The following is a 21648-nucleotide window of genomic DNA, read 5'->3' as shown; positions in this document are numbered from 1 at the left end:
AGGAAAAAATGAGTGGTTGTTGCGCGAATCCTGTTGTTGGATATCCACTAGATCCAAAGGATCTAGAAGATGTAATTGAATATAAGTCGTATCGACCAGGAGATATTAGATTATATGGACGGCCGACAGGGTTTTATGAAAGGAAGAATAAAGATAAAAATATTAGAGAAGCTCTCGATGGGATTGAGAAGAAGCTAAGAGCCATTGGAGAAACGGGGATAATTGATGATATAAACAGGATGATAGAGGAGATTTTGGATTACATAAAGAAAAGCTCTGGAATTGTTGGCGATGGAGTAACGATCGCATTATTTGATGGAAAATACTATAGCTTCCTTCCCGTTAGTTTTGGGGGTGAAGTAGAGTATCTAAAGAGCATTGGCGTGATTTATGGTTATGCCTATGAGGGGCACTGCTACAAGCTGCCAAAACCGCAGATCATGTGTCTATCTGAAAGGCCGACGGCAATCGCCGACGGCGATTGCGGCTGCGATTGTGGATTTGACGCGAAATTCGGCTACGCTGTTTGGTCGATCGACAAACTCGAGCGGGCCATATCTCTCGACATCCGCGCCGACAACCTCAAGACGTTGGTGCTGGACGAAAACCTGCCAGGCAACCGGTCGCCGCTCGCCTATGCGCAGACGATGGCGTTGGCCCCACAGCGGCAACGCGACTGACGGGCGCGCCCTTTTATCCTCGGGAGCTCACGGCCTGCACCAGTGAGTTGCCAACCTTTCAGGTTGGCAACTGCGCGATTTTCGCCGGACCGCACAGACTTTGCAATGAACCACGCTACCATTCTTCGGCGAGTTCAGACCGGCCGGCAAAACAACACTCGCCTCCAACTGTTCGAAAGCTTCGGACCGCAGCGAGAGACGACATTATCGACATTGCCCGGTCGCAGGCGCGGCCGGGCAGGTGAGGGGCGGGGATTTATCGGTCCGCCTCGCATGTTGAGCGGGAGCCCGAACGCCTTGCCGTTCCAGCTCCGCGCGAGGGTTACTCCGCGAAGTGAGTCAGCCAGTGGCGTGGCTTGTTGTCCGCCAGTTGAGCGACCCGGTCGATCCTGTTGCTCATCACCCAGGCCATGGGCTGCTGGTGCAACGGCAACATGATCATTTCGTCCTTGACCATCTGGAGTGCCTTGGTCTGCAGCTCGAGCCGTTTCGTCCGATCCATTTCGGTCGATGCCTGGATGACGAGCTTGTCAATCTCCGGATAGCTCCAGCCACCCCAGTTGAACACGCCCGCCTTGTCGCTCTTCGTCTCGATCATCTGGAGCAGGATCGAGTAGCTGTCGAGCATCGGCTCGTTCGCCCAGCCGATGATGTAGACGTCGGAGAGACCACCCGTGCGCTTGGGCGCCTGTGCGGCCGTCGGGCCGATGTCGAGTTGCGGCTTGAAGCCGGCGCGGCTCAGCATGTTGACGATGCTCTGGCAAAGCTCCTCCTCGTTGACATAGGCCTCGTTCGTGCAGACGAGTGTGAAGGGGAGGTCGGTTGCGCCGGCTTCTGCCAGCAGCTTCTTCGACAGGTCGGGATTGAACGGCACCACCTTGTCCAGTGCTTCGCTATATCCGGGAATCTCCGGCGCAATGATCGCGCCCGCCGTCCTCGACTTGCCGCGCATGACCCGTTTCTGGATGAGCTCCTTGTCGAGCGCGTGAGCGACGGCCTGGCGAACACGCAGGTCGTTGAACTTGTTGTCGACGCCGTCGGCCAGTTTCGGCTTGCGGTTGAAGCCCATCATGATGGTGCGCAGGTCGGTGCGCTCCATGACCTTCAGATCCGGCTGCGCGAGAAGGCGCGGTAGATCCTGCGCAGGCGCATTCTCGGTGAAGTTGATCTCACCCGACAGCAGTGCGGCGACGCGCGTCGCGGCCGAGACGATCGGTGTAAACTCGATACGATCTATGTTGGATTGCGACTTGTCCCACCACTTGTCATTCTTGACGAGAACGGTCTTGCTGTCGGGCGCGCGGCTCTCGAGCTTGAACGGACCCGTGCCGTTGGTGTGGTAGGTGGCGTAGCCTTCGATCTTCTTGCCGACGTCGGTCGGCTTCAGCGAGTTGTTGTCGGTGAGCCAGGTAGCGTCGAAAATGTGGATGTTCGTCAAGTCGTTCAGCAGCAGCGGATAGGGTCCGACCAGTTCGATATCGACAGTGTGGTCGTCCACCTTCTTCGCCGACTTGTAGGCGGGAAGGTTGCCGCGGAGTGGAGACACCGGATCGCTGACCCGAGTGAGAGAGGCGATCACGTCGTCCGCGGTGAAATCGGCGCCATCGTGGAACTTGACGCCCTCGCGCAGATGAAACCGCCAGACCGTGTCTGATACCGCCTCCCAGGACGTTGCCAGCGCCGGCTCGATCTTCAATTCGGCGTCAAAACGGACAAGCCCCTCATAGACGTGGTTGAGGAAGGACAGCGTGTAGCTGTCGCCATAAGAATAGGGGTCGAGCGAATAGATGTCGCGCGAGGCGCCCCATTTGAGCGTTTCCGCATGGCCCGGCGCGGAAAGCGCAGCCGACATGACGGCTGCGAGAATCAATTTCTTGAGCATTCTGCTGTTCTCCTTTGTTAAGGTCACCGGTCCCCTTGAACGGGAATCTTCTTCTTGAGAGGCAAGGACGGCTCACAGGCTGTCCGTCTCGCCGCCCGGTAGGGGGCGGCTAGTGGCGTGGTCCGTTGTTGGCGCGGGCATGGCCTGCTCGGTTGTGTCGATCACCGCAAAGGCCGTCGACGGCCCCCTGGGGATCTTGATTAACTGGCGTCCCTGGGCAGCGAGGCATTCAAGCGAAAGCCTCCCGGCGATGCTGAAGCGCCAAGTCCTGTCGTCGATATGGCTGTCATTCGATGGCCAGCGCCAAACGTCACCTCGAACAGGGGTAATCTCCGCACCGCTTTATAGATGCGGCACAGAAACCCAAGGTTCAGTGTTAGAAGCTGGAATGGCGATCGAATGAGGGGATGTCAGGCGAGCCGGCCGGGCGGTGCGGGCTCGTATGTGCGGCGCCGCCAAAAGTTGCATGAACTCGCTATCGCGGCGGTCTTCTGAAGCCCTTGCATCAACCTGCTCCTCCCTAGCTCGTTGCTGCTGATCGGCACCATCGCACGCCAAAAGTTTTTGTCAACGACTTTGTCGACAATATTGAATACGATCGCAGCGACAATCCAAAGCGACAACAAGATGGCGGTTGCGGCGAGCCCGCAGCGTTCGAAGCAAAGGAAAAAGCTGCGTTAGGTCGTCGCGCGCACCAGCCCGCTCGACGGGAAATGGCCGACAGTGGTCCAGCCCCTCTACTTCGCAGTGGAGGTCTTGTCGTTGCTGCTGCAAGCAAGGGCGTCGATGCGGGCGCGAACGCGGGCGACGCCCTCGGCAATACTGGTGCCTGGAATGGACGAATATCCCATGCGGAAAAAGCGGCAGGGCCGGTCGCTTCTAGGGAAGAAGGGCGAGCCGGATTCGACCAGAACGCCATCCTGGCGCAACTCGCTGACCAGACGGTCGGCGTCGAGCCCTTCCGGCCCCTCCATCCAGAAGGACGTGCCGCCGAAGGTCGAGGACCCGGCGACGGTCAAATTCTCCCGACGCAGCGCCTCGGCCATCAGCACGTGGCGCTTGTGATACTCGGTCCGCATGCGGTGCAGTACGGCGTCATAATGCCCAAGCGCCAGGAAATAGGCAGCGGTGCGCTGCAGGTGGCCGGGCGGGTGACGCAGCATCAGCGAGCGAAGCGCGCGCGCCTCGCGAATGAAGGGTGCAGGCGCCACGAGATAGCCGAGCCGAAGCCCGGGAAACAGGGATTTTGAGAAGCTGCCGATGTAGAGCACCCGGCCCGTCGGATCGAGCGCTTTCAGCGCCGGCGAGGGCGGAGCGAGGTAGCTGATCTCGAACTCGTAGTCGTCCTCGACAATGACGAAGTCTTTCTCCTCCGCAGCTACAAGCAGTTGCGTTCGCCGGTCGACCGGCATGGTCGCGCCTGTCGGCGAATGGTGGCTCGGGGTCACGAAGACGGCGTCGACTTTCTCCGGTAGCGCATCCGGCGACAGGCCCTCGCGATCGACATCGACGGTCGTGACGTCAGCACCGCTGAGCAGGAGCGAGGCGCTGATATCCGGGTGGCAGGGGTTTTCGCAGACGGCGGCTGAGCCCTTTCCCAGGATCAGTCGGGTGACGATCCAGAGCGCATTCTGCGCGCCGACGGTAACGAGGATTTCGTCCGGAGTGGCGTGAATGCCGCGCCGCGGCAGCGTGCGCGAGCAGATGTAGTTGACGAGCCGCACGTCGTCGGCAGCGGCAAAGTCGCTCGCCATCAGCACGAAGTCCTCGCGCGCAAGCGCCCGGCGGGCGCAATCACGCCAGGCGTTAAGGTCAAACAGCGTGGGGTCCATCTGGCCGTAGAGGAAGGGGAAAGGGTAGCGTCGCCAGTCCAGCGGTTTGTGGACTTGGCGCACGACATCGAAGCTCATCTTGATCTTGCGGCTCCAATCGACCGGATCGGCGCCGCCCGATGGGCGTTCCCCTTCCACATCCATGCCTGGCGGATTGCCGGCGATACGATAGGAACTGCGGTTGACGGCCTCGACATAGCCTTGGCTGATCAGTTCCTGATAGGCGAGCGTTACCGTGATGCGCGAGATCCGGAGATAGTCCGCGAGTTTGCGCGTGGAAGGCAGGTGCGCGTGCGGCTGCACCCGCCCGGCAAGCACGGCCGAAACGATCGTTTCGCGCAGCTGTGCCTGCAGGCCAATCCCGCTGTCGCGATCGATGAAGAAGATGGTTTCGGAAACATTCGTCCGCACGACGCCGGCCTCCAATGACGTTAATCTGGATCTATTCAACTTCCATACTGGATATAACGCAAGCCGGATCTCGGCCGTATCGTCATGAGCAAGATCGGAAAAACCGGTCAGTGAATAAACAAAGAGGAGGACGAAGCATGCTACATGGACATTTCAGACGACTGGCTGCAGCAGCCAGCATTGTGGCGAGCCTGGCCGCATCCGGCGTGGCTTATGCCGAGACGAAGCTCGTCGTCGGCTATCAGCAGATCGTCGGCCCGTTTGTGGCTGCGATCGCCGACGGGCGCTTCGACGCCGCCGCCAAAGAGGCCGGCTACTCGATCGACTGGCGCCAATTCAGCTCGGCCGGCGACATCACGACGGCGCTCGCCTCGGGCGACGTGCCGATCGGCGTTCTCGGTTCGACTGGCACCGCGGCTGCCGCCACGCGCGGTGTCGAACTGCAACTCTTCTGGATCCTCGACAATATCGGTCAATCGGAGGCGCTGGTCGCCCGCGACGGTTCCGGCATCGAAACGCCCGCGGACCTCAAGGGCAAGAAGGTCGCCGTGCCCTTCGTCTCGACCTCGCATTTCCATCTTTTGGTCGGCATGAACAAGGTCTGGAACGTCGACCCGCGCGAAGTGGAAATCCTCAATCTGAAGCCGCCGCAGATCGTCGCCGCCTGGCAGCGCGGCGATATCGATGCCGCCTATGTCTGGCCGCCGGCGCTTTCTGAAATTCAGAAGACTGGCAAGACGATCTCCGATTCCGAAGTGATCGGTGCTGCGAGCGTGCCGACCTTCGACGGGCTGGTGGTTGATAAGGCCTGGGCCGCGGAAAATCCGAAGCTCATGGAGGCCTTCACCAAGGTTCTGGCGAAAGCTTATGCCGACTACAATGCCGACAAGGCGGCGTGGACGGAGGAGTCTGAGCAAGTCCAGGGCATCGTCAAGCTGATCGGCGGCGATGGCCCGAGCACGGTCGAAGCCTTGCGTCTTCTTTCCTTCCCGAATGCGGATGAGCAGGCCTCCGAGGTTTGGCTCGGCGGTGGCGCCACGCGCGCGCTCACCGAAAGCGCCAAGTTCCTCGTCGAGCAAAAGCAGATGGGCAATTCGCTCGACGATTACGCGCCCTATGTGAACGCCGACTTTGCCAAGGTGGCCGCGCAATAATTTGATCTGCTGATTGCGCCGGTCCTGAGGAGCGGCCGGCGCGTCCATCTTCAAGACCGTGACCGAGGTGCAGGGAGGCATTTCTCATGGAAACATTGAGCGTCAGGAACATCAGTCTGACCTATCCGGGCCTGTACTCGGACCAGGCGATCATCGCCCTGAAAGGTGTCAACCTTACCATCAACAGCGGCGACTTCGTCGTCGCCCTCGGGGCTTCGGGCTGCGGGAAAACCACCTTGCTCAACCTGATGGCGGGCTTCATGGCCCCCTCAGAGGGCGACATCACGCTTGGCAATCACCAGGTCAACGGACCGGGCGCCGAGCGCGGCGTGGTCTTCCAGAAGCACGCATTGCTGCCGTGGCTGAACGTCATCGAGAACACCGAATTCGGCCTCAAGCTGCGCGGCGTCGACAAGGCGACCAGGCGGGATCTCGCCACCAAGAACCTAGCCTTGGTGGGCCTGCAGGACTTCCACCGGCATATGATCTACCACCTGTCGGGTGGGATGCAGCAGCGCGTCGGCATCGCACGGGCGCTGACCTGCGATCCCGCCATGCTCTTGATGGACGAGCCGATGGCGGCACTCGACGCGCTGACGCGCGAGACGATCCAGGAGTTGCTTCTGAAAGTCTGGCAGCTCACCAACAAGATGTTCTTCTTCATCACCCATAGCGTCGAGGAGGCGCTGTTCCTCGGCTCGCGGCTGATCGTCATGTCGCCGCGCCCGGGCCGCATCACCCACACCTACGAACTCAACTTCAACAAGCGTTTCCTCGCCGAGGGCAATGCCCGGGCGATCAAATCCAGCCCGGAATTCATCCGCATGCGCGAGGAGGTGCTCGGCATCATCTATGGCGACGAACGTGCGTCCGGCAACCCGGAGGTGGCCCATGCTTGACAGAGTGACACGCGCCAAGCCCGTAAAGGCCGGCAAGATCTTCGGCGCTCCGGGTGACGGAAGCAGCGGTCTCATCAGTTTTTCAACGACACTCGTGCTCGTCGCCCTCTGGTTCTTCGTAACCGAATCCGGTTGGGTCAAGCCGCTGTTCCTGCCGTCGCCGCTGGCGGTCTGGGACAAGTTCATGCTGGCGCTGACGGACGGTGTTTCGAACTCGACCCTGATCGAGCACACGCTCGCCAGCATCAGTCGCGTCTTCGGTGCCTTTCTGCTGGCGCTGGTGACGGCGGTTCCGATCGGCATCCTGATGGGCGTCAACCGCTTCGTGCGCGGTCTGTTCGACCCCATCATCGAATTCTATCGGCCGCTGCCGCCACTTGCCTACCTGCCGCTTGTCATCATCTGGCTCGGCATCGGTGAGTTCCCGAAGGTGTTCCTCATCTATCTGGCAATCTTCGCGCCGATGGCGATTGCCGCCAGAGCAGGGGTGCGTTCGGTCTCTACCGAACAGATCCACGCGGCCTATGCGATGGGGGCCACCCGCGGGCAGGTCATCAGCCAGGTCATCATGAAGGCCGCCTTGCCCGAGATCTTCACCGGCATGCGCATCGGCATCGGTGTCGGCTGGACGACCCTGGTGGCGGCGGAAATGGTGGCTGCCAACCGAGGGCTCGGCTTCATGGTTCTGAATGCAGCTGAAAACCTCGAAAGCGACACGGTGATCATGGGCATCTTCATCATCGGCATCTTCGCCTTCGCCTTCGATCTTCTGATCCGCTACCTAGAAAAGGTGCTGATCCCCTGGAAGGGCCACCTTTAACCAGAGAATCCCGCTCTCAAGTCGAATCACTGGAGACGGAAAGATTGCCTAGAATCAAAGTGCTAGAGCGTTCCTTTGCGCGTTCAATTGAACGCACGGCGCTCTAGGCGACAGCTTCGACAAATCATTCGTACCCGGCCTGGCGGCCTTTGAAGACGGCGTCTCCCGTCTCCGGCGAAGCCATGCCTGACGACTAAGCCAAAGGACAGGACGATGACACTGACTGCAACCGATCTCAAAACCTTGTTCGATGCCTTCAACCGGCACGACATCGATGGGGTCATGCGCTTCTTTGCCGAGGACTGCGTTTTTAACGCGGTCGGCGGACCCGAGGTCTACGGCGCCCGCTTCACGGGTAGAGCGGCGATTGCTGACGCCTTCAGCGGCGTCTGGACATCGATGCCGGATGCCGAATGGGGCAATCACAGCCATTTCGTCGAAGGCGACCGCGGCGTGTCCGAATGGACCTTCTCCGGCACGGCCGCCGATGGCAGCCGCACTGAGGCCGAGGGCTGCGACCTCTTCACCTTCCGCAACGGCAAGATCGTGCGCAAGCAGGCGTTCCGCAAGAACCGCCCGGTCCTGCAACCCCGCTACTGACGGCTGGAGCGAAAGCAATGCAACTGCGCGCCACTCCCTTGAAGCCTGCAAGAGAGCCGTTCGATCCGGCCTATGACCCCAACCATGCCCGCAGCCCCGGCAGAGGCAAGGACTACGCGCCGACCTATTGGATCGGCACTGCCGGGCCTGAACCGGAGGATGACGGCCCAGTCACAAGCGACATCGACGTCGAAGTCGCCATCATCGGCTCGGGCTATACGGGCCTCTCCTGCGCCATTCATCTGGCGCGTGAGCACGGCATCAAGGCGACGGTGCTGGAGGCAAACGGCGTTGCCTGGGGCTGCAGCACCCGCAATGGCGGGCAGGCGCAGATTTCGGCTGGCCGTCTTAAGCGCTCGCAGTGGATTGCCCGCTGGGGCGTCGACGTCGCCCGCAAGATGCACGCGGAGATTTCCGAGGGATTCGACCTCTTTCGCACTCTCGTCCGCGAGCCCGAAATCGACTGCGATCCGCAGGATGGCGGCCATCTGTATATCGCCCACCGCGACAAGATGCTGCCGGCGCTGCAAAGCGAGGTCCGTGTTCTCAACGATACGTTCGGCTATCGCGCCCGCATGGTCTCGCGCGACGAGATCCACCGCGATTTCGTTCGCGACGAGGAAGCACGCGGGGCGATGTATGAGCCCGATGGCATGGGCATCCATGCCGCCAAGCTAGCCTTCGGCTACCTCAGGCTTGCCCGCAAGCTGGGGGCAAAGGTGCATACGTCGAGCCCGGTGCTTGATTGCACTGCCAAGGGCGGCATGCATTACCTGACGACGCCTGGCGGAACGGTGCGGGCGCGTGCCGTCTGCATCGCGACGGCCGGTTACACGTCACCCGGCATGAACGCGCTCACCCGCCACCGACTGATGCCGATCCTGTCGAACTCGATCGTCACTCGACCGCTGACGGAAAGCGAGCAGAAGGCGCTGAACTTCAAGGCGCGCATCCCGCTCACCGATACGCGGACGCTGCGTCACTACTATCGCATGCTGCCGGATGGCCGGGTGCAGATCGGCAGCCGCAGCGCCATCACCGGACGCGACGCGAGCAATCCGAAGCATCTCGAGATCCTGCTTGCCGGCCTCTACCGCAAGTTCCCGGCGCTCCGCGGCATCGACATCGACTACTCCTGGTGGGGTTGGGTGGATGTCAGCCACGACATGATGCCGCGCATCTTCCAGCCGGATCCGGGGCAGAGGCTGTTCTACGCCATGGGCTATGGCGGCAACGGCGTGATGTATTCCGCCCAGGCCGGCCGTCGCATGGCCCAGATGGTCGCCGGCAAAGGCGGCGGCCTCGACCTCCCCATCTTCACTTCGCCTCTGCCGGGCCACGGGCTTCTGACGCCGTTCCGACGGCTCGGCCAATGGGGAATGTACCGCTGGTACTACCTCCGTGACGAGATCCTCTAACTCTTTGAAATAATACCAGGAAAGGAACCACCCCATGAAAATGACCACCGAGGAAGCCTTCGTCAAAGTTCTTCAGATGCATGGCCTCGAACATGCCTTCGGCATCATCGGCTCGGCCATGATGCCGGTGTCGGACCTTTTCCCGAAGGCCGGCATCAAGTTCTGGGACTGCGCCCATGAGACCAATGCCGGCATGATGGCGGATGGCTTCAGCCGCGCGACGGGCACGATGTCGGTTGCGATCGGCCAGAACGGCCCTGGCGTCACCGGGTTCATCACCGCGATCAAGACGGCCTACTGGAACCACACGCCGCTCCTGATGGTGACGCCCCAGGCGGCCAACAAGACGATCGGTCAGGGCGGCTTCCAGGAAGTCGACCAGATGGCGATGTTCGAGGAAATGGTGTGCTACCAGGAAGAGGTACGCGATCCCTCGCGTATACCTGAAGTCCTGAACCGCGTCATCGAAAAGGCCTGGCGCGGTTGTGCGCCTGCGCAGATCAACATCCCGCGCGACTACTGGACCCAGGTGATCGACGTCGACCTGCCGGCGATCGTCCGCTTCGAGCGTCCGGCCGGCGGACCGCAGGCGATTGCGGAAGCCGCAAAGCTGCTGTCGGAGGCGAAATTCCCTGTTATCCTCAATGGTGCCGGCGTCGTCATCGGCAATGCCATTTCCGATTCCATGAAGCTTGCCGAACGCCTCGACGCGCCGGTCTGCTGCGGCTACCAGCACAATGATGCCTTCCCCGGCAGCCATCGCCTCTCGGTCGGCCCGCTCGGCTATAACGGCTCGAAGGCAGCGATGGAGCTGATCTCCAAAGCCGACGTCGTGCTGGCACTCGGCACCCGGCTCAATCCCTTCTCGACGCTTCCGGGTTATGGCATCGACTACTGGCCGAAGAACGCTTCGATCATCCAGGTCGATATCAACGCCGACCGGATCGGGCTGACCAAGAAGGTGTCGGTCGGCATCTGTGGCGATGCCAAGCAGGTCGCCCGCCAGATCCTCGAGCAGCTCTCGCCCTCGGCCGGCGATGCCGGCCGTGAGGAGCGCAAGGCGGCGATCCACCAGACCCGTTCGGCCTGGCAGCAGCAGCTCTCCTCGATGGATCATGAGGACGACGATCCGGGCACGGAATGGAACGAGAGCGCACGCTCGCGCGAGCCGAACCGCATGTCGCCGCGCCAGGCCTGGCGGGCGATCCAGGCGGCTCTGCCGAAAGAGGCGATCATCTCCACCGACATCGGCAACAATTGCGCGATCGGCAACGCCTATCCAACCTTCGAGGCTGGCCGGAAATATCTGGCACCGGGCATGTTCGGCCCCTGCGGCTACGGTTTCCCGTCGATCGTCGGCGCCAAGATCGGTTGCCCGGATGTGCCGGTGGTCGGCTTTGCCGGCGACGGCGCCTTCGGCATCTCGATGAACGAGATGGGCTCGATCGGCCGTGAGGGCTGGCCGGCGATCACCATGGTGATCTTCCGCAACTACCAATGGGGTGCTGAAAAGCGCAACACGACGCTCTGGTACGCAAACAATTTCGTCGGCACCGAGCTCAACCCCAACCTCTCTTACGCCAAGGTGGCCGAAGGCTGCGGGCTGAGGGGCGTGACCGTCAATACGACGGCAGCACTCACCGAGGCGCTGTCCAACGCGATCGCCGACCAGAAGAGGGGTGTCACCACCTTCGTCGAAGTCATCCTCAACCAGGAGCTCGGCGAGCCTTTCCGGCGCGACGCGATGAAGAAGCCGGTGCCGGTTGCCGGCATTGATCGTGCCGACATGCGTCCGCAGAAGCGGGCCTGAGCCGACCCGATTGCACGATGCCCGCCCGGCTTTTCCGGGCGGGCGCAGCGTCCCGCGAGCGACCGGAATGACATCATGACCTTTACCGCATCTGTCCACGAACGTTTCCGCAGCGTGCCCTCCGGCTTTGCGACCTACTGGCCGGGCTTCGCCGTCACAGCGGCCGTCGCCGTCGCCGCCCAGTTCCTCTCCGATCACTACGGCGCGCCGGCCATGCTGATGGCGCTTTTGCTCGGCATCGCCTTCCACTTTCTGTCCGAGGAGGGGCGTTGTGTCGCCGGGATTGATTTCTGCGCCAAGAAGGTGCTGCGCATCGGTGTGGCGCTGCTCGGCATGCGGATCAGCGTCGACCTCCTGATCGGACTCGGCGCCGGCACCATCCTGCTGCTCGTCTCGGCGATCGCGGCCACCATCGGCTTTGGCCTGCTCGCCGCGAAATTGCTCGGCCGCGGCTGGCGGCTGGCGCTCATCACCAGCGGTTCGGTCGCCATCTGTGGCGCGTCGGCGGCGATGGCGATCGCCGCCGTCTTGCCGAAGAACGAGTTTTCCGAGCGCAACCTGATCTTCACTGTGCTCTCGGTCACGGTGCTCTCCACCCTTGCCATGATCGCCTATCCGATCATTGCCCAGACCATGGGGCTCGATGCCCGCGCGACTGGCATCTTCTTCGGCGGCACCATCCACGATGTCGCGCAGGTCGTCGGCGCCGGCTTCTCGGTCTCGCCGGAGGCGGGGGAGACGGCGACGCTCGTCAAGCTGATCCGCGTCACCATGCTGGCGCCGGTCGTGCTTATCTTCTCGCTGTCGCTGCGCAAGGTGCCGCAGCCCGAGGGCGAGACCGGCAAGCGTCCGCCGCTTTTGCCGGGTTTCGTCGTCGCCTTTCTAATCTTTGCGGCGTTCAACTCCTTCGGCCTCGTGCCCGAACTGGTGGCCAAGGCCGGCATGGAAACCTCCCGTTGGGCGCTGATTGCCGGCATCGTCGCCGTCGGCATGCGCACCTCGCTCAGGCGCGTTCTCGACGTCGGCGGAGATGCGGTCGCGCTTATCGTCGCCGAAACCGTCTTCATCGCCCTCTTCATTCTCGTCGGCATTCACTATTTGGGACACGCCTGATGAAACCACTCGATCGCATTCTCGAAGCCGCGAAAGCCGCGCCGCGCCATATCGTGCTTGCCGAAGGGGAAGACCCACGCATCGTCGAGGGGGCCTTGCGCGCCGTGCGCGAGGGCGTTGCCGAGACAACCCTCGTCGGCAGCCGGAACATCGTCGAGGAACGGTTGGCGGCCGCCGGCGCGCGCCCGGGCGAAATCCGCATCGAGGATCCGGCGTTGTCGCCGCTCACCCCGCGCCTTGCTGCGGCCTACCATGAATTGCGCCGCAACAAGGGCGTCGACGCGGCGGCGGCAGCCGAGGCTGTGCGTTCGCCGCTCGTCTTTGCCGCGATGATGGTGCGCGAGGATGCCGCCGACGGCACGGTTGGCGGGGCGGTTGCGACCACCGCCGATACGGTGCGCGCCGCGCTCCAGACCATCGGTCGCGCGCCGGACGTTGGCCTGGTGTCGAGCTTCTTTCTGATGATGCTGTGCGCGCCGCATCACGCAAAGAAGGGCGCTTTCGTCTTTGCCGATTGCGGCCTCGTGGTGGATCCCGATGCTGCAGGTCTCGCCGACATCGCGGTGACGTCGGCGCGCTCCTTCGAGCAGCTTGCCGGCAAACCCGCGAAGGTGGCGATGCTTTCCTTCTCGACCGCCGGCAGCGCTGCGCATGAGCGCGTTTCCAAGGTGGTGGAGGCGACCAGGCTCGCCCATGCCGCAGCACCCGGTCTGGTCATCGACGGCGAGCTGCAGTTCGACAGCGCCTTCGTCGAGGCCGTCAGTGCCGCCAAGGCCCCCAACTCGGCGCTCAACGGCGAGGCCAATGTCTTCGTCTTCCCGAACCTTGATGCGGCGAATATCGGCTACAAGATCGCGCAGCGGATCGGCGGTGCGACGGCGATCGGCCCGATCCTGCAAGGGCTCGCAAAACCGGCCAACGATCTTTCGCGCGGCTGCAATGTCGAGGATGTCTTCCACATGATCGCCGTCACCGTCGTTCAGGCCTCAGGCGGGAAATCGAGTGGGTAGGCGGATGAAAGCCGACAGCTCACGCTACCGCTTTTGAAAGACTGCGCGCGATGTCGAAGAAGGCGCTGACAAGCTTGCCGTTGCTACGTTCGCGCAAGCAGATCAGTGCTTCATCCATCAGCATTTCCGGCGCCTCGATCCGGATCGGAACGAGGCGATTGTCCTGGCCGAACTCGGCCGAGGAGACGAAGCCAACGCCGCCGCCCGCAGCAACGATCTCGCGCACGGCCTCGCGGCCCTCGGCTTCGATGAGCGGCGTCAGAGGCACGCCGCATTGTTCGGCCATCGCTTCCAGTTTCTGCCGGGTCTTGGAGCCCTGTTCGCGCATGACGAGCGGGTGTTTGGCAAGGTCGGAGAAGGTGACGGTCTTTTGACCGGCGAGGGGATAGTCGCTGCTGGCAAAAGCGATGATCGGCGTCGAGTTCAGTTTCAGGATGTCGAAATCGCTCGATTGCGGGATCTCGCCGAGTACGCCGATATCCGCCTCGTAGGCGTGCAGGCTGGTGATGACCGTCTCGGTGTTGCCGGAATCGATCGAGACCTGCACCGTCGGATAGGTGCGCCGGAAGGCGGCGAGAATGTGCAGCAGGTGGTGGGCGGCGTCCGCCACGATGCGCAGCTTTCCAGCCCTCAGTGCCCGCGATTCCGAAAGAAGATCCAGCGCCTGCTGTTCGACATCGAACATCCGGCGCGTGACTTCGAGAAGCTGCTGGCCCGACTGGGTCAGCGTCACCTGCTTCTTGTTTCGGTTGAAGAGCAGGACGTCGTACTCCTCCTCGAGCTTGCGCACCTGATCGGATACCGCAGGCTGGGTGAGGAACAGCGCTTCCGCCGCGCGTGAGAAGCCGCCGTGGATGGCCACGTTGTGGAAGGCGCGAAGCTGGACATAGCGCATGCGTGCGACGCCTTTCAGGATAGATTTGATCTATGGATTCATTAAAACGAACGATTTGATTTATGTAAAGCGGCAAAGGATAGTTTTCGGATTCCATCCTCTTTCCGGAGCGCGCCCATGAACCTCCCGGCTGTCGCCCTCGAACTTGCTGCCGCCACCGTCCTGTTGCTCTATGCCGTCAGTCTCGTGAAAAAAGGCGTCGAAGCAGCTGCCGGCGACATCGTCGCGCGAACGGTCGGCGGTGCTGGCGGCCGGCCGCGCGCCGCCGTCTGCGGCTGCGTGGTGGCGATTGCTCTACAGAGTTCGACAGCCGTCGCCATGCTTGCCGCCGGCTTTGCCGTCAGCGGCGCGCTGGGGCTCGATACCGGTCTCGCGGTGCTGCTTGGCGCCGATCTCGGCTCGGCGCTCGTCGTTAAGATCCTGTCCTTCGATCTGCATTGGCTGGCGCCGCTCCTGGTCGCGGCCGGTGGCCTCGTGCATCTGAAGGCATCAAGCCGCAAGGCGGTCGAAGCCGGACGCGCCGTGCTTGGCATCGGCCTGTTGCTTCTGTCGCTGCAGATGATCGGCCATGCGACGCAGCCGCTCGCCCAAAGCCCGGTCCTGCCCTCCGTCGTCGCCTTCGTCGGCAAGGATGCGCTGACGGTTATGATCCTCGCTGCGTTTTTCACCTGGGCGCTGCATTCGAGCGTGGCGGCGATCCTGCTGATCCTGACTTTCGCCGCGAAGGACATCGTGCCTGTTGATGTCGGCATTCCGCTGGTTCTCGGGGTCAATATCGGTGGTGGGCTGATCGCGCTCTGGCTGACGCGCGGCCTGCCGGTCGAGGGGAGACGGCTGCCGCTCGGCAACCTTCTCTTTCGCGCCCTGTTCGGCGCAACCGTCTTCGGCGCATTCTCGTTGCATGCCCCCTTCGACTGGCTTCCGGGAGAGACGGCGGCCGCAAAGCTCGTCAACCTGCATGTGCATTTCAATGCCGCCCTCGTTCTCGTCGGGATGGCCTCCTGCGGTCTGATGGCGCGTCTTGTCCAGTTGTTCATGCCGGATGCCGCCGGCGCCGGCGACCGATCGGTCCATGTCAGCGCACTCGACCGCACGCTGATCGACAAGCCGCCGCAGGCGCTTGCCGCTGCGGCGCGCGAGGTATTGCATATGGGCAATCTCATCGCCCGAATGCTGGAGCCGGTGATGACGGTCATCCACGCGCCAACGCCGGAGGCCGTAAAGACGCAGCGAAGCATCGACGGGGAGATCCATCGGGCGCATAGCGAGATCAAACTTTACATCGCCGCCGTCAACCGAGGTTTCCTCACCCAAGACCAATCCAGGCGCGGCATCGAACTCACCGAGGCGGCAATCCATCTCGAATATGCCGGCGACGTGGTCGCAAAAAGCCTGCTGCAAATGGCCGAGGAGCGGCTGGAGGGGCGGGTGCGTTCTCGCACGACGGGTGGCGCGAACTCACCCTGCTACACGCGGCCGTGTCGTCCAACGTCAGGCGTGGGGCCAGTCTTCTCGTTTCGCCCGACCCGGTGATCGCCCGCGAGATGGTCCGGCAAAAGGAAAATGTGCGCCGCCTCGTCGAGGAAAGCAGCAAGAGCCACCTGGAGCGGCTTCGCCAAGGTATGGCGGCCAGCATCCTGTCGAGCGACATGCACCTGGAGATCGTTCGGGCCCTGAAGGAGGTCAATTCGCTGGTGACCACCATGGCCTATCCGCGCCTGCGCGAGAGCGGTGACCTGCTGGAAAGCCGGTTGGTTCCCGCCGTATAGGAAGTATAAATCAGATCGATAGATTGATACAAAAGAACGATTTTACAGATAGATGTTTCCGCCCCATTGTCGTTCTCGAACACGCCAACCGCGAGGACGGACAATGCCAAACACAGCTTCTGACAGAACCATCGCGCCCCTGGAAACGCCGAGGCTCGGCGAGCCCTATCTGCTCACGCCCGGCCCACTGACGACGGCCTACGAGATCAAGGAAGCCATGCTGAGGGACTGGGGCTCCTGGGATGGCGACTTCCGGGCAATGACCGCCAGGCTGCGCCGCGAACTGCTCGACATTGCCGGTGATAACAAGGGCGAGTTCGATTGCGTGCCGATGCAGGGCAGCGGCTCGTTTTCGGTGGAGGCGATGCTTGGCAGCTTCGTTCCGAAGGACGGCAAGGTGCTGGTGCTGATGAACGGCGCCTATGGCAAGCGCATCGCCCAGACGCTCTCCTATCTCGGTCGCGACCATGTGACGATCGACAAGGGCGATTACATGCCGCCGCGCGGTCCGGAAGTCGCAGCCGTTCTCGATGCCGACCCTGCCATCACCCATGTCGTCGTCGTCCATTGCGAGACCAGCTCCGGACGCTGTCCAGGCCTATTCGGATGTTGAAGCACCTCTGAAGTCGTAATCGCAACTTAGGCCCGCCCAAAGCAATCTGTTTGCTTTAGGCCCGCAACGGCAAATCGGAAGTTATCTGCGAGCGGCGACTTCGTGTTCTAAAGCCGTCGTATTGGAGGAAGCCGCGTTCATTTGTGGCCCGCTTGTCGAAATAGCGGGCGCCCAGGCGGTTGCGTGACGTGGGGTGTTCGCGGGTCTTATTTCGGAGATTGCCTTGGCATCTCGATTAGCCACTGCGCCAGAAGTGTCAGTGCCTCGGTCAGATCTTCGAACGATGCGCCGCCTAGGCAAAGCCGAATTCCGCTCTCCCGATCCTCTCCGTCCACCATCATGGAATCCGGTGGGGTCAGTTTGATACCGGTCGCCGCAGCGACGGATACGAAACGGTTGGCAGCCTCGCGCGGCATCGGCAGCCACGCGTTATAGGCATCGGGATCAGAGACAAGTTCGGCCGTACCGAGAAGAGAGACAGCCAGACTGGATCGACGCCGCGCCTCATGGCGCAGGTCCCGCTGGATCGAAGGGATGACGCCGGTGATCAGCCATTCCTCGACCACTGCACAGGAGAGTGGCGAGGGGGCCAGAGGCATGTCTTGCAAGGCGTCTTCCGCTGCTTCGTTAAAACCAGTCGGCAGCGCGAGCACGCCGATCTGCAATCCGGGGCCAAGCGACTTGGACAGCCCGTTCACATGAAAGGCGATCTCGGGCGCCAATGTCGTCAGCGGAGGCAAAGTCGGCTCGGCCGGCGCATAGACGCCGTCCTCGATGATCCATGCGCCCGCCCGACGGCAAATTTCCGCGATGGCCTGCCTTCGCTCCCCGCCCATCGTGGCGGTGGTCGGATTGTGAAGCGTCGGGGTGAGGTAAACTGCCTTTCCGCCGGTCGATGCGGCCCTGTCGAGCGCCTCTGCCAGTGCCTCTGGCACCATCCCTTCTGCGTCGATCCTGACGCCCTGCATCCGATATCCCTTGCGCCGGGCCAGCGCGATCGCGCCGGGATAGGTGATCCGTTCGGTCAGAAGCAGTCCCTGCGGACCGCAGGCGAGGTCAAAGGCCAGTGAGAGCGCCTGGCGGGCGCCGCTCGTCAGCACCAGATGCGACGGATCGACGATGAGACCCCGTGTTTCGAGCCAGCGGGCCAGGACACGGCGGTGCTCCAGATGTCCGGCGGGTGGGGCGTAGAGATTGAGATGATCCGCATCGATCTTGCGCGCGATCCCGGTCAATGTCCGCGCCAGCAGGCGTGCGTTGAGCGTTGCTGGCGGGGCGTTGGATGAGAGATCGATCTGCCGATCCTTGTGTGCCTGGCGGATCGCCACGAACGTTCCCCGGCCCTTGACGCTACGCGTCAGACCTCGACGTTCCAGAGCGGCATAGGCTTTCGTCACCGTGCCGAGGCCAATCCCCAGTTTCCATGCGACATCGCGATGCGCCGGCAGGCGGTCGCCTCCCGTCAGCCGCCCTTCGATGATGTCGTCGGCGAGAGCGAGGACCAGCCGCTCGGCGGCATTCGCCTCTATGTCGGCGAGACGTGGTGCCCATGGCGATTGAAGGAGCATGTTCGCCACCTCGATAAAAGTGTCACATGACACTATTCAGATAAACAGCAAGTGTAACATACGCTATGACGACGCTGAACGAAATACACACTTGCAGGAGGCGCCTGACCGCGATGACGGGCGCATGGAGAGCCAGATGTTCAGTCATGTTACCGTCGGGGCGCGCGATCTTGAGCGGGCGGGTCGTTTCTATGACGCCGTGCTCGCTCCGCTCGGCCTGAAACGCCGCGTCGTTGCCTCCGATGGCGGGCCTCCGGCGCTTTGCTGGGTGGCTATTCAAGCGCCACTGCCGCGCTTCTATGTCTACATCCCCTTCGATGGCGAGCTGGCGACGGCCGGCAATGGCTGCATGGCCGCCTTTCTGTCCCCCTCGCAGGAGGCCGTGAGGACGGCCTACACGGAGGGTCTCACGCACGGCGGGACGGACGAAGGCGCCCCAGGCCCGCGCCCACACTACGGCGACGGTTACTTCGGTGCGTATCTGCGCGACCCCGATGGAAACAAGGTCCACATCGTTCACCGCGGAGACCTCCAGCATTAGTGCTGGAGAAGCCTCCTGTTTCTGGAGAATTTCGAATGATCGGCAGTCAGATAGCACTCGTCTACGGCACCTATCTCGTCGCCACCGCCAGTCCTGGGCCGAGCAACATGGCGATCATGGGAACGGCGATGCGCGACGGTCGCCTGCCCGCGCTCGTCTTGGCGGCGGGCGTTATCACGGGCTCACTCTTCTGGGCAGTACTGGCGGCGACGGGCATTTCCGCCGCGTTGGCCGCCTATGCAGAGGCGCTTTTCGTCATCAAGATCGTTGGCGGTGTCTATTTGCTCTATCTGGCTTTTCGTGCGGGCAAGTCGGCTCTGAAGCCGATCTTCGACATCACGAAGAAGGACGCAAGGCCTGCCACGCCTTGTTATCGATCGCTCTATCGGCAGGGCATTCTCATGCATATCGGAAACCCGAAGGCGATTCTGGCCTGGATAGCGATCATGTCGTTGGGGTTCCGTCAGGATGCTCCCGCAGGCACGCTACCGGTGATCATTGGCGGTTGCGCCATCCTCGGCGTCCTGGTGTTCGGTGGTTACGCCATCGTCTTTTCGACGGCCTCCATGATTGCCCTATACGCCAGATTGCGGCGCTGGATTGAAGGTGTGCTCTCGGCGGTGTTCGCGGTTGCGGGACTTAAACTGCTTGTTTCGCAGAGCTGATATCCGGTCCGTCGATGCCCCAATGAAGTGACCCAAATTGAAAGCGCGATGTCATGACCCTTGCCGTCCATATGGTCGATGTGTTTGGCGCCGGGCCGTTTTCTGGTAACCCGCTGGCGGTCGTCATCGGCGCAGATGCCATGTCGACGGATGAAATGCAGCAGTTGACGCGGTGGTTCAATTTGTCGGAGACCGCCTTCCTCTTATCGCCCACGCATCCAGATGCTGACTACCGGGTCAGGATATTCACGCTGGACAGGGAGATGCCTTTTGCCGGGCACCCGACGCTTGGAAGCTGTCATGTCTGGCTCTCGACGGGTCGGGTGCCGAAGAAGGCGACGGAAATCATTCAGGAATGCCGCGCCGGTCTGGTCACGATCCGGCGTGCGCATGGGCGGATTTCGTTTGCCGCCCCGCCGCTGATCCGTTCCGGCGCGCCAACACAGGGTGAATTGGATGGGGCCCGTCAACTGTTGGGCATTGAACCTTGCGATATCCTTGATGCCGCCTGGATCGACAATGGGCCTGGATGGTTGGGGATCAGATTGGCATCGGCGGAGAAAGTGCTTTCGCTCAATCCGCTCCGAAACTGGGCCGGTCGGATCGACGTTGGTGTGGTTGGTCCGCGTGCAAAGGGTGGCGATGCAGCCTTCGAGGTTCGTGCGTTCTTCAGCGACCATCTGGGTGCAATCGTCGAAGACCCCGTCACCGGAAGCCTCAATGCCTCGATCGCACAGTGGTTGTTCGCTGGAAGTGTGGTTGAGGAGGACTATGTCGCCGCCCAGGGGACCCGTCTTGGGCGCCATGGCCGAATTCATGTGGGCCGCGATGATGTTGGCCGAATTTGGGTAGGTGGCGAAACGCGCACGCATGTAGAAGGCCGGCTACACGGCCTTTGAAAAGGGAAAGAAGAGGTGTTTCATTGGGTACAATCGATAGGGCAGAAATTGAGCTCCCCGTCCAAAGACAGCTCGAAGCCTACAACGCCCGAGACATTGAGGCATTCATGCCCTGGTGGGCTGATGATTGCCAGTACTACGCATTTCCCTCCACGCTTCTGGCAGGGGGTGCTGTCGAAATTCGAGAGCGACATATCGAGCGGTTCAAAGAGCCTGATCTACACGGAACGGTGCTGACACGTATCGTGGTCGGCAATGTCGTCATCGACCACGAAACGGTTGCGCGAACTTTTCCGGAAGGGAAGGGCGAGGTCGATGTCGTTTGTATCTACGAAGTTGAAAACGGCAAGTTCAAGATCAGCGAGCAGAGGCATTTGTAGCCTTAGGCAGACTGTATGAGGCCAATTGCATGGCCATTGAAGCGGCAAACAAGAGAGTGGTGACTTTATGGACGAGAGTGTTTTCCGGCCGATCGCGGAGCGTGTATTGGCGGATGATTGGGGACGGCTGACCAAGTACGAATTTGAACTTCGGCTCAGGGATGGAGGTTGGCAGCGGCAGACCCGAGAGACTTACGATCGTGGCAACGGGGCGACATGTATGTTGTACAATCCCGGAAGTGGCCGTGTTCTGCTGACCCGTCAGTTTCGTTTGCCGGTTTTCTTGAATGGCGGTCTGGAGTCACTGATCGAAACCCCGGCGGGACTGCTTGATGGTGCCGAGCCGGCAACGCGGATGCGTGCAGAACTGATTGAAGAAACTGGTTATGATGTCTCCGAGCTGACGCATCTTTTCGACATCTACATGAGCCCCGGATCGGTCACGGAATACCTGGCATTTTTCTACGGCGAATATACCGAGAAACACAGGGTGGGAACTGGCGGCGGCGCTCCTGACGAGGGAGAAGACATAGACGTACTGGAAATTTCGTTGTCCGACGCGATCCAGATGATCGACCGTGGTGAGATTCGCGACGCCAAAACGATCATTCTGCTTCAGCACCTGACGATCCGGCTCTTTCAGGAACACGACGTGAAGCGCTGATCCGGATCTCCGGGCCATATCGATC

At 61.7% G+C, this 21648-nt stretch carries 20 protein-coding genes and 1 pseudogene; 17 read left to right on the top strand and 4 right to left on the bottom strand.

The annotated features are described in order from the left end of the window. Nucleotides 1-8 precede the first annotated feature (8 nt). Nucleotides 9-680, top strand: coding sequence for a hypothetical protein (locus tag ASE60_RS05790; protein ID WP_057248765.1), 672 nt, complete (start codon nt 9-11; stop codon nt 678-680). 322 nt (nt 681-1002) lie between these two features. Here the strand turns inward: ASE60_RS05790 and ASE60_RS05785 are convergent, their stop codons facing one another. Both ASE60_RS05785 and ASE60_RS05780 read right to left on the bottom strand, forming a co-directional pair. After that, the gene (locus ASE60_RS05785) at nt 1003-2562 is read right to left on the bottom strand and encodes an ABC transporter substrate-binding protein (protein WP_057248764.1); all 1560 of its coding nucleotides are present in this window, start codon (nt 2560-2562) and stop codon (nt 1003-1005) included. A 737-nt stretch (nt 2563-3299) separates the two neighbouring features. Beyond that, nucleotides 3300-4805: a PLP-dependent aminotransferase family protein gene (locus ASE60_RS05780; RefSeq protein ID WP_057248806.1), complete on the bottom strand. Its 1506-nt coding sequence runs from the start codon at nt 4803-4805 to the stop codon at nt 3300-3302. A 137-nt stretch (nt 4806-4942) separates the two neighbouring features. On the opposite strand from ASE60_RS05780, the gene tauA reads away from it, so the two are divergent. The 8 genes from tauA (at nt 4943) to pta (ending at nt 13629) form a co-directional block, all read left to right on the top strand. After that, entirely contained in the window at nt 4943-5959 is a 1017-nt protein-coding gene (gene tauA, locus ASE60_RS05775) for a taurine ABC transporter substrate-binding protein (RefSeq protein WP_057248763.1), read from the top strand. An 86-nt stretch (nt 5960-6045) separates the two neighbouring features. After that, nucleotides 6046-6858, top strand: a complete 813-nt coding sequence (locus tag ASE60_RS05770; protein ID WP_034790429.1) for a taurine ABC transporter ATP-binding protein — start codon at nt 6046-6048, stop codon at nt 6856-6858. Then, complete coding sequence (locus ASE60_RS05765) at nt 6851-7678, top strand: ABC transporter permease subunit (RefSeq protein ID WP_057248762.1); 828 nt, start codon at nt 6851-6853, stop codon at nt 7676-7678. The genes ASE60_RS05770 and ASE60_RS05765 overlap by 8 nt, the downstream gene beginning before the upstream one ends. A 219-nt stretch (nt 7679-7897) precedes the next feature. After that, nucleotides 7898-8278: a nuclear transport factor 2 family protein gene (locus ASE60_RS05760; RefSeq protein ID WP_112995857.1), complete on the top strand. Its 381-nt coding sequence runs from the start codon at nt 7898-7900 to the stop codon at nt 8276-8278. Between the two features lie 17 nt (nt 8279-8295). Then, nucleotides 8296-9696 carry an FAD-binding oxidoreductase gene (locus tag ASE60_RS05755; RefSeq protein ID WP_057248760.1) on the top strand — a complete coding sequence of 467 codons (1401 nt, stop codon included), beginning with the start codon at nt 8296-8298 and terminating at the stop codon, nt 9694-9696. Nucleotides 9697-9730: 34 nt separating this feature from the next. Continuing rightward, the gene (xsc, locus tag ASE60_RS05750; protein ID WP_057248759.1) at nt 9731-11506 is read left to right on the top strand and encodes a sulfoacetaldehyde acetyltransferase; all 1776 of its coding nucleotides are present in this window, start codon (nt 9731-9733) and stop codon (nt 11504-11506) included. A 75-nt stretch (nt 11507-11581) separates the two neighbouring features. Continuing rightward, nucleotides 11582-12619 carry a YeiH family protein gene (locus ASE60_RS05745; RefSeq protein ID WP_057248758.1) on the top strand — a complete coding sequence of 346 codons (1038 nt, stop codon included), beginning with the start codon at nt 11582-11584 and terminating at the stop codon, nt 12617-12619. Continuing rightward, complete coding sequence (gene pta, locus ASE60_RS05740) at nt 12619-13629, top strand: phosphate acetyltransferase (protein WP_057248757.1); 1011 nt, start codon at nt 12619-12621, stop codon at nt 13627-13629. Before ASE60_RS05745 ends, pta begins: the two co-directional genes overlap by 1 nt. 19 nt (nt 13630-13648) lie before the next feature. Here pta and ASE60_RS05735 read toward each other — a convergent pair whose 3' ends face one another. Next, on the bottom strand, nt 13649-14524 hold the full coding sequence (locus tag ASE60_RS05735; RefSeq protein WP_057248756.1) for a LysR substrate-binding domain-containing protein: 876 nt from the start codon (nt 14522-14524) through the stop codon (nt 13649-13651). Between the two features lie 117 nt (nt 14525-14641). On the opposite strand from ASE60_RS05735, the gene ASE60_RS05730 reads away from it, so the two are divergent. The 3 genes and pseudogenes from ASE60_RS05730 to ASE60_RS05725 form a co-directional block, all read left to right on the top strand. Continuing rightward, nucleotides 14642-16057 (top strand): Na/Pi cotransporter family protein, encoded by a 1416-nt coding sequence (locus ASE60_RS05730; protein ID WP_244495551.1) that lies wholly within the window; start codon nt 14642-14644, stop codon nt 16055-16057. Next, the gene (locus tag ASE60_RS35545) at nt 16054-16293 is read left to right on the top strand and encodes a hypothetical protein (RefSeq protein WP_244495550.1); all 240 of its coding nucleotides are present in this window, start codon (nt 16054-16056) and stop codon (nt 16291-16293) included. The genes ASE60_RS05730 and ASE60_RS35545 overlap by 4 nt, the downstream gene beginning before the upstream one ends. A gap of 103 nt (nt 16294-16396) precedes the next feature. After that, nucleotides 16397-16879 (top strand): annotated as a pseudogene (locus ASE60_RS05725) (2-aminoethylphosphonate--pyruvate transaminase); the annotation flags it as partial. 233 nt (nt 16880-17112) lie between these two features. Here ASE60_RS05725 and ASE60_RS05720 read toward each other — a convergent pair. Next, the gene (locus ASE60_RS05720) at nt 17113-18474 is read right to left on the bottom strand and encodes a PLP-dependent aminotransferase family protein (protein ID WP_057248755.1); all 1362 of its coding nucleotides are present in this window, start codon (nt 18472-18474) and stop codon (nt 17113-17115) included. Between the two features lie 136 nt (nt 18475-18610). Between ASE60_RS05720 and ASE60_RS05715 the strand changes: the two genes are divergently transcribed. The 5 genes from ASE60_RS05715 (at nt 18611) to ASE60_RS05695 (ending at nt 21623) form a co-directional block, all read left to right on the top strand. Then, nucleotides 18611-19015 (top strand): VOC family protein, encoded by a 405-nt coding sequence (locus ASE60_RS05715; protein WP_057248754.1) that lies wholly within the window; start codon nt 18611-18613, stop codon nt 19013-19015. 35 nt (nt 19016-19050) lie between these two features. After that, complete coding sequence (locus tag ASE60_RS05710; protein WP_057248753.1) at nt 19051-19680, top strand: LysE family translocator; 630 nt, start codon at nt 19051-19053, stop codon at nt 19678-19680. Nucleotides 19681-19733: 53 nt separating this feature from the next. Beyond that, nucleotides 19734-20579 (top strand): PhzF family phenazine biosynthesis protein, encoded by an 846-nt coding sequence (locus ASE60_RS05705; protein WP_057248752.1) that lies wholly within the window; start codon nt 19734-19736, stop codon nt 20577-20579. 23 nt (nt 20580-20602) lie between these two features. After that, entirely contained in the window at nt 20603-20959 is a 357-nt protein-coding gene (locus ASE60_RS05700) for a nuclear transport factor 2 family protein (RefSeq protein ID WP_057248751.1), read from the top strand. A gap of 67 nt (nt 20960-21026) precedes the next feature. Further along, nucleotides 21027-21623: an NUDIX domain-containing protein gene (locus tag ASE60_RS05695; protein WP_057248750.1), complete on the top strand. Its 597-nt coding sequence runs from the start codon at nt 21027-21029 to the stop codon at nt 21621-21623. Nucleotides 21624-21648: the final 25 nt, after the last annotated feature.

It is taken from the genome of Ensifer sp. Root278 (assembly GCF_001429285.1).
Classification (GTDB): domain Bacteria; phylum Pseudomonadota; class Alphaproteobacteria; order Rhizobiales; family Rhizobiaceae; genus Ensifer.
The sequence above is the reverse complement of the archived record's forward strand: the minus strand, read 5'-3'. Positions and strand labels throughout refer to the sequence as shown.